The 12893-nt window shown below is 64.3% G+C and carries 14 protein-coding genes; all 14 read left to right on the plus strand.

The features are described from left to right. The first annotated feature begins 3 nt into the window (after positions 1-3). Complete coding sequence (hybD, locus tag Taqua_RS07515) at positions 4-657, plus strand: HyaD/HybD family hydrogenase maturation endopeptidase (RefSeq protein ID WP_144326100.1); 654 nt, start codon at positions 4-6, stop codon at positions 655-657. Further along, positions 657-962 carry a HypC/HybG/HupF family hydrogenase formation chaperone gene (locus Taqua_RS07520; protein ID WP_144326101.1) on the plus strand — a complete coding sequence of 102 codons (306 nt, stop codon included), beginning with the start codon at positions 657-659 and terminating at the stop codon, positions 960-962. The genes hybD and Taqua_RS07520 overlap by 1 nt, the downstream gene beginning before the upstream one ends. After that, entirely contained in the window at positions 959-1393 is a 435-nt protein-coding gene (locus Taqua_RS07525) for a thioredoxin domain-containing protein (RefSeq protein ID WP_144326102.1), read from the plus strand. The genes Taqua_RS07520 and Taqua_RS07525 overlap by 4 nt, the downstream gene beginning before the upstream one ends. Before the next feature lie 10 nt (positions 1394-1403). Continuing rightward, complete coding sequence (locus tag Taqua_RS07530) at positions 1404-2243, plus strand: hydrogenase expression/formation protein (RefSeq protein WP_144326103.1); 840 nt, start codon at positions 1404-1406, stop codon at positions 2241-2243. A gap of 70 nt (positions 2244-2313) precedes the next feature. Then, positions 2314-2529, plus strand: a complete 216-nt coding sequence (locus tag Taqua_RS07535) for a rubredoxin (RefSeq protein ID WP_144326104.1) — start codon at positions 2314-2316, stop codon at positions 2527-2529. Continuing rightward, positions 2522-3037 (plus strand): [NiFe]-hydrogenase assembly chaperone HybE, encoded by a 516-nt coding sequence (hybE, locus tag Taqua_RS07540; protein WP_144326105.1) that lies wholly within the window; start codon positions 2522-2524, stop codon positions 3035-3037. Before Taqua_RS07535 ends, hybE begins: the two co-directional genes overlap by 8 nt. Next, entirely contained in the window at positions 3034-4230 is a 1197-nt protein-coding gene (locus Taqua_RS07545; RefSeq protein ID WP_144326106.1) for a nickel-dependent hydrogenase large subunit, read from the plus strand. The genes hybE and Taqua_RS07545 overlap by 4 nt, the downstream gene beginning before the upstream one ends. Before the next feature lie 31 nt (positions 4231-4261). Next, positions 4262-4564: a hydrogenase maturation nickel metallochaperone HypA/HybF gene (locus tag Taqua_RS07550; RefSeq protein ID WP_342780912.1), complete on the plus strand. Its 303-nt coding sequence runs from the start codon at positions 4262-4264 to the stop codon at positions 4562-4564. Between the two features lie 17 nt (positions 4565-4581). Then, positions 4582-5607: a hydrogenase nickel incorporation protein HypB gene (gene hypB, locus Taqua_RS07555; RefSeq protein ID WP_144326108.1), complete on the plus strand. Its 1026-nt coding sequence runs from the start codon at positions 4582-4584 to the stop codon at positions 5605-5607. Positions 5608-5617: 10 nt separating this feature from the next. Next, complete coding sequence (hypF, locus tag Taqua_RS07560) at positions 5618-7990, plus strand: carbamoyltransferase HypF (protein ID WP_144326109.1); 2373 nt, start codon at positions 5618-5620, stop codon at positions 7988-7990. A 23-nt stretch (positions 7991-8013) separates the two neighbouring features. Next, the gene (locus Taqua_RS07565; RefSeq protein WP_144326110.1) at positions 8014-8289 is read left to right on the plus strand and encodes a HypC/HybG/HupF family hydrogenase formation chaperone; all 276 of its coding nucleotides are present in this window, start codon (positions 8014-8016) and stop codon (positions 8287-8289) included. 39 nt (positions 8290-8328) lie between these two features. Then, complete coding sequence (gene hypD, locus Taqua_RS07570; RefSeq protein WP_144326111.1) at positions 8329-9465, plus strand: hydrogenase formation protein HypD; 1137 nt, start codon at positions 8329-8331, stop codon at positions 9463-9465. 156 nt (positions 9466-9621) lie between these two features. Further along, positions 9622-10674, plus strand: coding sequence for a hydrogenase expression/formation protein HypE (hypE, locus tag Taqua_RS07575; protein WP_144326112.1), 1053 nt, complete (start codon positions 9622-9624; stop codon positions 10672-10674). A 432-nt stretch (positions 10675-11106) separates the two neighbouring features. Further along, positions 11107-12786: an enoyl-CoA hydratase-related protein gene (locus Taqua_RS07580; protein ID WP_144326113.1), complete on the plus strand. Its 1680-nt coding sequence runs from the start codon at positions 11107-11109 to the stop codon at positions 12784-12786. The last annotated feature ends 107 nt before the right edge of the window (positions 12787-12893 follow it).

Raw genomic sequence — 12893 nt, forward strand, 5'->3', positions numbered from 1 at the left:
ACCATGGATAGCACCCTGGATTACGCCAGCGACATCCTGGTGCTGGGCATCGGTAACCTGCTGTGGGCCGATGAGGGCTTCGGCATTCGGGCCCTGGAACACCTGCACCAGCACTGGCGCTTCGGTCCCGGCACCCGCCTGCTGGACGGCGGAACACAGGGTTTGTACTTGCTGCCCTTCGTGGAACACTGCCGCAAGCTGCTGATACTGGACGCCGTGGACTACGGCCTGCGCCCGGGTACGGTGAAGATCGCTCGGGACGGCGAGGTGCCCGCCTTCATGGGGGCCAAGAAGATGAGCCTGCACCAGACCGGCTTTCAGGAGGTCCTGGCGGTGGCCGCTCTGAAGGGATGGCAGCCGGAGCACATCGTCCTCATCGGTGTACAGCCGGAAACGCTGGAAGACTACGGTGGCAGCCTCACGAACACGGTGAAGACCACGCTGCCCGTGGCCGTCGAAGTAGCGGTTGACGTCCTGCGCACCTGGGGTGCGGCGCCCGAACGGCGTGCCATGCCCCCCGGCCCAGAGGAGCGTATCACCCTGGACTGCCTGGACATCACGCCCTATGAAAGCCAGCGCCCCAGTCCCGACCAAGCCTGCCGCATTGGCGACGGACGATTCCTGGGGCGATTCCTGGAAACGGCGGGGGCTTTCTGATGTGTGTCGGCATCCCCATGCAGGTCATCGAATGTCATGGCTTCGTCGCCCTGTGCCGGGGCCGTCACGGCGTGCGCCGGCTGGACATGGCACTGGTGGGCGAGCAGTCCCCCGGCACCTGGGTGCTGAGTTTTATCGATGCCGCCCGGGAAGTGATTAACGCGGAAACGGCGGCCCGTATCGATGCGGCCTTGGACGGCCTGGAAGCGGCGATGGCCGGGGAGACCGACATCTCCGCCTATTTCACCGACCTGTTCGACCGCACGCCAGAACTGCCGCCCCATCTGAGAGGATCTGCCCAATGACCCAACTTCATCCCCTCATTCAGCGTCTCACTGCTGAATACGGCCTTCCCCTGCTGGATCCCGGCAACCTCAACACCTTCTGCGATGCGCCAGGTGACGCCGTGCTGTTCTGCGGCGGTGACCCGGTGCAGCACCCGGAATGCCTGGACGTGGCCGTGGTGCTGCCGGAACTGCTGCGGGCGTTCCCCGGTCGCTTCCGGGCCGCCGTAGTCTCCACTGCCCTGGAATCCGAGATACAGGCCCGCTACGGCTTCAACCGCAAACCCACCCTGGTGTTTCTGCGGGGCGGCGCCTATATCGGCGCCCTGTCCGGCATCCAGGACTGGGCCGTCTATCTTGACCGCATCCAGGAACTTTTGGCCGCGCCCCCCAGCCGGCCACCATCCATCGGCATCGCCGTCAACGCCTTGGGCCCCGCCGTCTGCCACTGAGGAATCCGCCATGCATGCCTTCCCCATTCCCGTCGTCGCCCTAGGCCCTGGCTCCCACCAGGAAGAGGAGCCCCTGGATTACCTGCCCATGCCCCACGACATGCGCACCTTCCAGCCCCCCATCCTACCGGAGCCGCAAGACATTCGTGACCACACCGCTGTCCGGGCCTGGCTAGAGCAGTTGTTGGAAGCCACCCAGAAATGGCGCCCCGGCGGGGGCTCCTACTGTCTGGACATGCATCACTTGGCCGAAAAGGACCGGCAGCTCATCAACCAGCTGCTGGGCGAAGGGGAGGTCAGCGCCCAGGTCACTGGCGAGGATGGTGTCCTCTCCATCCAGGAAAGCGTGTTCGCTGGCGTGTGGCGCCTGCTGGGACGGGACAAGGATGGCCACCTCTATATGGACCGGGTGGAAGTGGGCGACGTGCCCGCCGCCATCCTTTGCGCCGCCATGACCGGCCTGGCCAAGCCCGCCCAAGCCCCGGTCAGTCCCGGCGTCATCAACGCCCCGGCCCTGCTGGCGGAGATCGCGGAGCACACCGCCCGTCCCGACGGCGGCACCCACGTCATCAATCTGTCCCTGCTGCCCTTCTCGCCTGAGGACGCCGCCTGGCTGGACGAACGCTTGGGCCGGGGCCCGGTCACCCTGCTATCCCGGGGCTACGGCAACTGCCGCATCACCGCCACGGGCATTGCCCGGGTCTGGTGGGTGCAATACTTCAATTCCCAGGATGCCCTGATCCTCAACACCCTGGAGGTCAGCGACGTGCCGGAAGTAGCCCGGGCCTCGGCTGAGGACCTGGAAGACAGTGCAGATCGCCTGGCGGAAGTCCTGGCCTGGATCGGCTAAACATGAAGGCTGCAATTACGAATCCGGCAAGGGGCAGACAAAGCGGGGGCCGTATGGCCACAATACACCCATGACCACCTTCGAAGGCTCCTACCTGGGCGACGCCAGCCGCCTGCCTCCAGACGCCCGGCTGGAGTGCAAGATCTGCTGGTATGTCTATGACCCTGCCGAGGGTGACCCGGTGTGGCAGATTTCCCCCGGCACCCCCTTCGCTAACCTCCCGCCCCATTGGCGCTGCCCCAACTGCGACGGCGCCCGGGAACAGTTCATGGTGCTGCATGACTGACGTTGACCACTCCAATCCCTCCGGTCGACTAGAGGCTGCCTTTCGCCACATCGCCGACACCCGCATGGCGGGTATGGCCTTGGTGAATCCAGCCCTAGCGGTGGAGGCTGTGGGCTTCCGCCAGTTGGGGCAGGTCTGGGTAGGCGTGCTCATCACCCCCTGGTCCATGAGCCTTATCTGCCTGCCCGCTACCGACGCCGAATGGGAAGCCCTGCCAAGCGGCACCAAACGGGAGGTGGAATTTCCTTCCGGCACCTACGAATTCCTCACCGCCCACGAAGCCGTCCTGGGCCCCTATCTCACCAGCTCCCTGTTCTCCCCCATGTTTGATTTTGCAGACATGGATCAGGCCAGGGCGGTGGCGGTGGCCGTGCTGGCTGAGGTCTTTGCGCCCCAGGCGGCAGATATACCGGCAACACCTGCCCCCAGTTTGAGCACCAAGCTGGAACGATCGGCGAGCCGCCGAGGTTTCCTAGGGGCCCTCCTGGGCCAGGGAAGCCCGTCATGACCAATCGACTCGAAGGCCGCATCCACGTACGCCTGACCCAACATGAGGACAGGATCGCCGACGTTGCCATCCGCTCTACCCGACCCCAGCTGGCCCGCAAACTCATGACCGGTCGCACCCCCGAGGAAGCGGCCGACCTGGCGGGTTTGATCTTTAGTCTGTGCGGTCAGGCCCAGCGGGCCGCAGCCAAGGCTGCATGCCGGGCGGCCTTGGGGATCACGGATGAGACGGCCGGCACCCCCTCCGTGCTCATGGAACTGGCCCGGGAACACGCCTGGCGCCTGTTGCTGGACTGGCCCCAGGAAGCCGGGCAGGCACCAGACATGACCAGCCTGATGGCCTTGCGTCAGGCGAATGAAGAAACGTTTGCCGATACCCTGGCCGCCCTTGTGCGCGAACGCCTGCTGGGGGAAGCCCCATCTGACTGGTTGACCCGCGATTTGGCCGGCTTGGATGCCTGGATACGACAAGGCGGCACCCTCCCCGCTCGCCTTTTCGCCAGCCTGGGCGACGGCCCTGACACCGGCATCAGCCATACCGGATTTCTACCGGAACTGTCGGCGTGGAGCCTGGAAACAGCCACGGACCTGGCCCATCGTGCACTGGACGAGCAGGCCTTCTGCACCCTGCCGGACTGGCGAGGCGCACCGGCGGAAACCGGGGCCATCGCCCGTACCCATGGCCATCCCCTGGTGGCCGGATGGATAGCCCGACGGGGACGGGGCATGGGTGCCCGCCTGCTGGCCCGACTAGTGGAACTGGCAACCCTGCCTGAACGGTTCCGCAAGGGTAGCCTGCCAGTCATCCATGCATGGTCCATATCAAAAGATGCGGAACAGGTAGGCCTCGCCGGCGTGGAAACCTCCCGGGGTCTCTTGTTCCATGTGGCCACCCTAAGGGACGGCAAGGTGGCGGACTACCGCATCCTGGCCCCTACGGAGTGGAACTTCCACCCCGCCGGCCCCCTGGCTCAGGCACTGATCGGCTTGAGGGCCGAAAAAGAACTGGCCAAGCTGGTGGCCCATTCCCTGGATCCCTGCGTGGGCTTTGATGTGGAGGTTCATGTGGAGCAGGAAGTGGGCATGGTTCTCAAGGAGTGTCCATTATTAGAGGATGAGTGGACGATGAAGCGTTTCGGTTCCGGAATGGCCCCGACTATCAACTTTGCACTACCCACTTCCCGCCATGCATGAAATGTCCCTAGCGGAGAGTGTCCTTCAGATTGTGGAAGACACCGCCGCCCAGCAGGGTTTCAAGCGAGTGACGGAAGTGCGCCTGGAGATCGGCGCCCTCTCCGGCGTGGAAGTGGAAGCCCTGTGCTTCTGCATGGATGTGGTGTTCAAGGGCAGCGTGGCCGATGGCGCCCGGGTGGAACTGGAACGCCTCCCCGGCCAGGGCTGGTGCCTGGGCTGCGGCGAATCCGTCGAAATCCAGGCCCTGTATGACCCCTGTCCCAAGTGCGGCAGCTACCAGGTCCAAGCCACGGGGGGAACGGAAATGCGGGTCAAGGACATGCTGGTTGAATAGTTTTCGGAGAGACGAACATGTGCACGGTATGCGGCTGCGGCGAAGGCGAAACCCGGATCGAGGGTCATTACCCCCACCATGATCATGGCCACAGCCATGATCATCCACACGATCACACCCATGAACATGTACACGCTGACGGCACCGTGCATAGCCACGGACACACGCACACCCATAGCCACGACCACACCGACCATGGACACGTCCATGAGCACCTGCATGCCAGCGGCAAAACCCATTACCACGCACATCATGGCGACCTCCACTACGGTCGGGGCCCCGCCCATGCCCACGCCCCGGGCCTGACCCAGGAGCGCATGGTCCGCATCGAGCAGGACATCCTGGCCAAGAACAACGCCTACGCGGCCGACAACCGCAAGTATTTCGCCGAGCATGGCATCTTCGCCGTCAACCTGGTATCCAGCCCCGGCTCCGGCAAAACGACCCTGCTGGTGCAAAGCATCAAGATGCTTGCCGATAAAGCAAAGGTGGCCGTGGTGGAAGGCGATCAGCAGACCAGCCATGACGCCGACCGCATCCGCGCCACGGGAGCCCCCGCCATCCAGGTCAACACCGGCAAGGGCTGTCACCTGGACGCCCACATGGTGGGCCGCGCCCTGGAACGCTTGAACCTGCCCGACGACAGCCTGCTCATGATCGAGAACGTGGGTAACCTGGTGTGCCCCGCCGCCTTCGACCTGGGGGAGGCCCACAAGGTGGTCATCCTGTCGGTGACGGAAGGCGTGGACAAGCCGCTGAAATACCCGGACATGTTCCGCGCCGCCGATTTGATGTTGCTGAACAAGGTGGACCTGTTGCCCTACCTCACCTTCGACGTGGCCACGTGTGTGGACTACGCCCGCCGTGTGAATCCCAGGCTCCAGGTCATGCAGGTATCTGCTACCAGCGGCCAGGGCATGGAGGAGTGGCTGAACTGGCTCATGGCCGGATTGAATAAGGCCAAGACGGCGCGCTTGCAAAACGTGGAATGGCTAAAGCAGCGAATTGCTGAGTTGGAAATGCGGTTGGCGGGTCAGGGTTAACCACTTCCAGATGAACCATAACGCCGAGGTCACTAGGCAATCTTCCAGCTTGTTTCTCCGACGCCGCCTGCGCGTCACCGGCATCGTCCAGGGCGTAGGTTTCCGTCCCTACGTCTGGCGCCTGGCCATGGAACTAAACCTGTCCGGATGGGTTCGCAACGACGCTGCCGGGGTGGAGATCCTGGTGGAGGGCGAGCGCCACCGCATTGAGGCCTTTACCCGCCGCCTGCCCGTGGAAATCCCGCCCCTGGCGCGGGTGCGGGAACTGAGTTGGGACGACGCGCCCCACAGCGGGGAACACACAGGGTTTGTCATCACCGAAAGCGGCGCCGGCCGGGCCAGCACCATGATCGGCCACGACACGGCGGTGTGCCTCGACTGTCTGACAGAGATGTTCGACCCTGCCGACCGACGCTGGCGCTACGCCTTCATCAACTGCACCAACTGCGGCCCCCGCTACACCCTCACCCGGTGCCTGCCCTACGACCGGGCCCAGACCAGCATGGCACCCTTTCCGCTGTGTCCGGACTGCGAGAAGGAATACCGTAACCCCGCCGACCGGCGCTTTCACGCAGAACCCACGGCCTGTCCGGTGTGCGGCCCTCGTTTGGCTCTGGTGGATGTCCGGGGAAACGCCATTCCGTGTGACGACCCCATCACCGCAACCATTCAACTTTTACAGGCAGGCCAAATCGTCGCCATCAAGGGCCTAGGGGGCTTTCACCTAGCCTGCGATGCTCGCAATGCCGAGGCCGTACAGCGACTGCGGGCACGCAAGCAGCGGGATGAGAAGCCCTTCGCCGTCATGGCGGCCAATCCGGCTTCCCTGGCCGAGTGGGTGGAGATGAGCGAGGCCGAACAGGCCCTGCTCACTTGCCGTGAGCGGCCCATCGTTCTGCTGCGCAAGAAATGCGGAGCCGACGCCGCCTTGCCCGGCATCGCCCCGGGCCTGGCCTGGTTGGGGGTGATGCTGCCCTACGCGCCCTTGCAGTGGCTGATCTTCCACGAGGCGGCGGGTCGGCCCGCTGGTACGGAATGGATACACCATCCCCAGGGCCTGATGTTGGTGATGACCAGTGCCAACCCGGGGGGCGAACCCCTGGTGAGCCACAACGACGAGGCCATCGACCGCCTGGGCAACATCGCTGATGCCGTGCTGCTCCACGATCGGGACATCGTCGTACGTTGCGATGACAGCGTGGTGCGTATGAGCGCCAACAACGGGCCCCAGTTCATACGCCGCGCCCGGGGCTACACACCTCGGGCCATTCGACTTTCCCGCTGCGGTCCGTCGGTGCTGGCCCTCGGAAGCCACCTCAAGAACACTCTTTGCGTGACCCGGGGGAACGATGCCTTCGTCTCCCAGCATATCGGCGGCCTGGACAACCCCGCCACCTGCAACATGCTCCAGGAAGTCACGGAACACCTCCTCCACATCCTGCAGGTGAGACCGGAGGCCGTGGCCCACGACCTGCACCCGGACTTCTTCAGCAGCCACTATGCCTTGGAACTGGCGGATGCCTGGGGTTTGCCCACCATCGCCGTGCAGCACCACCACGCCCACATCGCCGCCGTGGCGGCGGAGCACGGCGTGGAACGGCCTTTGTTGGGCCTGGCCCTGGACGGCGTGGGCCTGGGTTCCGACCACACGTCCTGGGGCGGTGAGTTGTTACGCGTGGACGGCGCTGCATTCACCCGCCTGGGCCACCTCACCCCCCTGCCCATGCCCGGCGGCGACAAGGCGGCCAAGGAACCGTGGCGCATGGCGGCCGCGGCCCTGTTCCTGCTGGGCCGTGCCGACGACATTCCCCGCCGTTTCACCGCCCAGCCCGTGGCCCGGCAGCTCCGCGTGATGCTTGAGCACAACCTCCACTGCCCCCCCACCACCAGCCTGGGCCGCTGGTTCGACGCGGCGGCCGGATTGTTGGGAGTGCGTAACGTAATGACCTTCGAAGGCCAGGCGGCCATGCTGCTGGAAGGCCTGGCTGAGGAAGCTGGAGACGTGTCTCCGTTGACCGACGCCTACGTGCTCCATGCCGATGGCAAGCTAGATCTGCTGCCCCTACTGGCCCGCCTGGCCGACGAAACCGATGCGCGACGCGGTGCTGCCCTGTTCCACGCCACCCTGGCCCGCGCCCTGGCGGACTGGACGCTACAGGCCGCGGAACAACAGAGTCTGGACACCGTGACCCTGGGGGGAGGCTGCTTCCTCAACCACATCCTGTCCCGCCACTTGGCCAACCATCTGACAAGCCAAGGCCTGCGGGTTCTGGAGGCCCGACAGATACCCCCGAACGACGGAGGGTTGAGCCTGGGCCAGGCCTGGGTTGCAATTAGTTCACTCAACAATCGTCAGCTGAAGGGGACGCGGAGCGATCCTTAACCGGCAGCGAAAGGAAATTCTTCATGTGTCTCGCCATCCCCGCCCGCGTGGTGGAAATCGCAGAAAAAGACCAGGCCATCGTGGACCTGGGCGGCGTGCGCAAGGACGTCTCCCTGGCCCTGGTGGAGGACGTACAGGTAGGCGACTACGTCATCGTCCACGTGGGCTATGCTCTCACACGCTTGGACCCGGAAGAGGCGGAGAAAACCCTGGCCTTGATGGCTGAGGCGGGGCTGACACCGGAGGCGATATCAATAACCACTCCGCCATTCCCGCACGGACGGGAATCCATGCATTGATCATCTGGGCCCTGCCCGCGAAGAAACAGTAATACTACCATGAAATACGTCGACGAGTTTCGTGATGGGAAAGTCGCCAAAGGCTTGGCAGCTGCCATCGCCGCCGAGGTCCGCGACGACCGCCGTTATAACTTCATGGAGTTCTGCGGTGGCCACACCCATGCCATCTCCCGATATGGGGTGCCGGACCTGCTACCCCCCAACGTGCGCATGATTCACGGTCCCGGCTGCCCTGTGTGCGTGCTGCCCATCGGCCGCATCGACCTGGCCATCAAGCTGGCCCTGGAGCACGACGTCATCCTCTGCACCTACGCAGACACCCTGCGCATCCCAGCCTCTGGCGGTCTCTCCCTGATGAAGGCGAAAGCACAGGGGGGTGACATACGCATGGTCTACGCGGTAACCGATGCCCTGAAGATCGCCCGAGACCATCCGGACAAGGAGGTGGTGTTCTTTGCCATTGGCTTCGAGACCACCACCCCGCCCACGGCGGTGGCTATCAAGCAAGCCCAGGCGGAGGGTCTGAAGAACTTCAGCGTGCTGTGCTGTCACGTGCTCACGCCGTCGGCCATCATGAACATCCTGGAATCGCAGCAGGCGCGGGAGCTGGGAACCGTACCCATCGACGGCTTCATCGGCCCAGCCCACGTCTCCACGGTGATTGGCAGCCGACCTTACGCGTTTTTTGCCGAGGAATACCGCAAACCCGTAGTCATTGCGGGCTTCGAGCCCCTGGACGTCATGCAGGCTATCCTCATGCTGGTGCGCCAGGTGAACGAGGGCCGCGCCGAGGTGGAGAACGAATTCACCCGGGCGGTGACCCCGGAAGGCAACACCAAGGCCCAGAACCTAGTGTCCGAGGTGTTCGAGTTGCGCCGCAGCTTCGAATGGCGGGGCCTGGGGGAGGTGCCCTACTCCGCCCTGAAGATCCGGGAAGGCTTTGCTGACTTCGACGCCGAACGGCGCTTCCACCTGGAGTACCAGCCGGTGCCCGACAACAAGGCCTGCGAGTGTGGCGCCATACTCCGGGGGGTGAAGAAGCCCACGGACTGCAAAATCTTCGGCACCGTGTGCACGCCCGAGAATCCCATGGGTAGCTGCATGGTGTCCTCGGAGGGCGCCTGCTCGGCTCACTACACCTATGGGCGATACAAGGATATGGAGACGACGGCATGACGGTGTGCATGATGGATTCGTCACTGAAATCCCCCCAGCCCCCTCGCAACGGGGGGTGGAAAACGTGCCGCCCTCTACCGGAGCGGCCCTTCCTTTTCCAAAGGGAGGGCAGGAGGAACTCCACCGACCGGCAATGGCCACTTCAGGACTGACCCCATGATCGGCCAAGTGAAAAAGGGTTATGTCCGCCCCCTGGACATCAAGCACGGCCGCGTGGACATGAGCCACGGCGGCGGCGGCCGGGCCATGGTGCAACTCATCACCGATCTATTCGCCAACCACCTAGGCAATGAATATCTGGCCCAGGGCAACGACGGTACCTGCCTGCCCCCCTGCACCGGCCGCATGGTGGTGTCCACCGACAGCCATGTGGTTTCGCCCCTCTTCTTCCCCGGCGGCGACATCGGCTGCCTTTCGGTCCATGGCACGGTGAACGACGTGGCGGTCATGGGGGCCACGCCCCTGTACCTCACCGCCGGCTTCATCCTCGAGGAAGGTTTTCCCCTCGAGAGCCTGGCTCGCATCGTGGAATCCATGGCCAGGGCGGCGAAAGCAGCGGGCGTGAAGCTCGTAGCCGGCGACACCAAGGTGGTGGAACAAGGCAAGGGAGACGGGGTATTCATCACCACCACCGGGGTGGGCTTCCTTCCCGAGGGTGTGCACCTGTCCGGTGACCTGGCCCGGCCCGGGGATGCGGTACTGTTGTCCGGCACCCTAGGGGATCATGGCGTGGCCATCCTAAGCAAGCGGGAGAACCTCTCCTTCGATGCGCCCATCCTCTCGGACACGGCGGCCCTGAACGGCCTGACCGCCGCCATGCTGGCCTCGGGGGCTGCCATCCGGGTCATGCGCGACCCCACTCGGGGCGGTCTGGCCGCCACCCTCAACGAAATCGCCCACCAATCGGGTGTGGGCATCCACCTTGACGAGGCGGCCATTCCCATCAAGCCGGAGGTGGACGCCGCCTGCGAACTGCTGGGCCTGGATCCCCTCAACATCGCCAACGAAGGCAAGCTCGTCGCCATTTGCGCCGCCGAGGACGCGGACAGGCTTCTGGCCGCGATGCGCGCTCACCCTCAGGGTCAGGCCGCTGCCCTCATTGGCAAGGTGGTGGAAGACCCCAACTGTTTCGTGCAGATGAAGACCCGATTCGGCGGACGGCGGATGGTGGACTGGCTAAGTGGTGAGCAGTTGCCGAGGATTTGCTGAGTGTGTGAAAGAACTCTAATCCCCCCTAGCAGGCCGTTGAAAAACGTCGCGAGGATGGCCAGATGCAAGGCGCACGGAGCACAGCGACCGAAGCCTATCAAACAGATAGGCGAGGGTGCGAGCACCGCGCAGCGCCGCAGATGGCCTACCGCAGCAGTTTTTCAACGGCCTGTTAGGCAGCGGGATACCTGGCTGAACGCCCAGAGCATCCACGTCATGAGATTCGATGACCGGCAGGCTTTGTGGAGACCGCAGTGGTGAAGATGATACTCGGGGCCGTACAACAAGCCATAGCCACTGAAACCCACCCAGCCCTCCTATTGCAAAAGGGGGAGTAACGACAGCGCCGAACGAATGGCTCCTCCCTTTGGAAAAGGGATGACAGGAGGGATTCAGCGACGTCTCCATACGCGACGAAGGTACAACCTGACCATGCGGATTCTCTTCCTCACCCACGCCTTCAACAGCCTGACCCAGCGCCTGTTCGTGGAACTCACCCGTCTGGGCCATGAGGTCTCCGTCGAGTTCGACATCAACCGCAGCGTCACCATCGAGGCGGTGGGGCTGTTCCGACCCCACCTGATCCTGGCACCCTACCTGCGCCGGGCCATCCCGGAGGCCATCTGGCGAAACCACCTGTGCCTTGTGCTGCATCCGGGTATCGTGGGGGATAGGGGCCCCTCGGCCCTCGACTGGGCTATCCTGAAGAGCGTGCAGACATGGGGCGTGACCCTACTCCAGGCAGAAGCGGAGATGGACGCGGGCCCTGTTTGGGCCAGCGAAACCTTTCCCATGCGTGCGGCGAAGAAAACCAGCCTCTACCGCAACGAGGTGACCGAGGCGGCGGTACGGGTGGTCAATACAGCCCTGGAGCGGCTGCCGGATTACCGGGCCGGCAAGTGGCGGCCTCAAGCCCTGCCCCCGCGTCCCATGCATGCCCTCATGCAGCAGACCGACCGGGCCATCGACTGGACCCGGGACACCACGGATCGGGTGATGGCCAAGCTCAACGCGTCCGATGGTTTTCCTGGGGTAAAGGACGAGCTATTCGGCCACCCCTGTCACCTATTCAACGCCCGTCCCTTCCCCGCCCGAGGCACGCCGGGGGAGGTGTTGGGCCGCAACGGTGAGGGCGTGGTGCGGGCCACCGTGGATGGCGCGGTGCGCATCGGCCATGTGAAGCGGGCGGGAGGCATCAAGTTGCCGGTGACATCGGCGTTTAAGGAGGTGGAAGCGTTGGTGGAATTGGATGCCGACGCCGACCCCGACATACGCTACGAGGAAGTCAACGGCGTGGGCTATCTCCACTTCGACTTCTACAACGGCGCTATGGGCACCGGCGCATGTCGGCGTCTGCTGGCTGCCTACGAAGTCGCGCGGCAGCGGCCCACCCGGGTTATCGTGCTCATGGGGGGGCCGGACTTCTTCAGCAACGGCCTGGACTTGAACCGCATCGAAGCGGCGTACAGCCCGGCGGATGAATCCTGGTACAACATTGAGGCCATGGACGACCTGTGCCAGGCGGTGATCGAGACCACCACACACTACACGGTGGCTGCCCTCCAGGGCAACGCCGGGGCGGGAGGTGCTTTTCTGGCCCTAGCTGCGGACTGCGTCTGGGCACGTAAAGGCGTCATCCTCAACCCCCACTACAAGAACATGGGCAACCTCTACGGCTCGGAATACTGGACCTACCTCCTGCCCAAGCGGGTGGGGGAAGAGGCCGCTCGGCGCATCATGGCTCGGCGCCTGCCCCTAGGCGCCCTGGAGGCGGAGGATATAGGCTTTATCGAAGCCTGCTTCGGCGACACGGTAGCGAGCTTCCAAGCGGAAGTCCGGCGCCGCGCCGCGGCCCTGGCCGATACGCCTGGGCTCCTAGCGTATCTTGCAGAGAAACGCGCCAAGCGGGCGACGGAGGAAGCCACCAAGCCCCTGGCTCAATACCGGGCTGAGGAACTGGCCCACATGAAGCGCAACTTCTACGGCTTCGACCCCAGCTACCACGTGGCCCGCTATCACTTCGTGAACAAGACCCCCCACTCTTGGACCCCCCGGCACCTGGCGAAGCACCGGGAATTGGGGTGGGTGGTACCGGGAGACGGCGAATGGTGATGGCGCGCCTCTCAAATCCCGCAACCCCCTTTTGCAAAGGGAAGGGTGCCACGGGCCTCGGTCGAAGGGCCCCTCCCTTTGGAAAAGGGATGACGGAAGGGAGTCCT

Source organism: Tepidimonas aquatica, from assembly GCF_007556585.1.
GTDB classification, from domain to species: Bacteria; Pseudomonadota; Gammaproteobacteria; order Burkholderiales; family Burkholderiaceae_C; genus Tepidimonas; species Tepidimonas aquatica.

Excerpts from the sequence above, each read along its gene's own strand:
- Taqua_RS07525 (WP_144326102.1), top strand. The coding sequence starts at position 959 with ATGACCCAACTTCATCCCCTCATTCAGCGTCTCACTGCTGAATACGGC.
- hypF (WP_144326109.1), top strand. The coding sequence starts at position 5,618 with ATGAACCATAACGCCGAGGTCACTAGGCAATCTTCCAGCTTGTTTCTC.
- Taqua_RS07580 (WP_144326113.1), top strand. The coding sequence starts at position 11,107 with ATGCGGATTCTCTTCCTCACCCACGCCTTCAACAGCCTGACCCAGCGC.
- hypD (WP_144326111.1), top strand. The coding sequence starts at position 8,329 with ATGAAATACGTCGACGAGTTTCGTGATGGGAAAGTCGCCAAAGGCTTG.
- Taqua_RS07520 (WP_144326101.1), top strand. The coding sequence starts at position 657 with ATGTGTGTCGGCATCCCCATGCAGGTCATCGAATGTCATGGCTTCGTC.
- Taqua_RS07545 (WP_144326106.1), top strand. The coding sequence starts at position 3,034 with ATGACCAATCGACTCGAAGGCCGCATCCACGTACGCCTGACCCAACAT.
- Taqua_RS07535 (WP_144326104.1), top strand. The coding sequence starts at position 2,314 with ATGACCACCTTCGAAGGCTCCTACCTGGGCGACGCCAGCCGCCTGCCT.
- hybD (WP_144326100.1), top strand. The coding sequence starts at position 4 with ATGGATAGCACCCTGGATTACGCCAGCGACATCCTGGTGCTGGGCATC.
- Taqua_RS07530 (WP_144326103.1), top strand. The coding sequence starts at position 1,404 with ATGCATGCCTTCCCCATTCCCGTCGTCGCCCTAGGCCCTGGCTCCCAC.
- hypE (WP_144326112.1), top strand. The coding sequence starts at position 9,622 with ATGATCGGCCAAGTGAAAAAGGGTTATGTCCGCCCCCTGGACATCAAG.
- hybE (WP_144326105.1), top strand. The coding sequence starts at position 2,522 with ATGACTGACGTTGACCACTCCAATCCCTCCGGTCGACTAGAGGCTGCC.
- hypB (WP_144326108.1), top strand. The coding sequence starts at position 4,582 with ATGTGCACGGTATGCGGCTGCGGCGAAGGCGAAACCCGGATCGAGGGT.
- Taqua_RS07565 (WP_144326110.1), top strand. The coding sequence starts at position 8,014 with ATGTGTCTCGCCATCCCCGCCCGCGTGGTGGAAATCGCAGAAAAAGAC.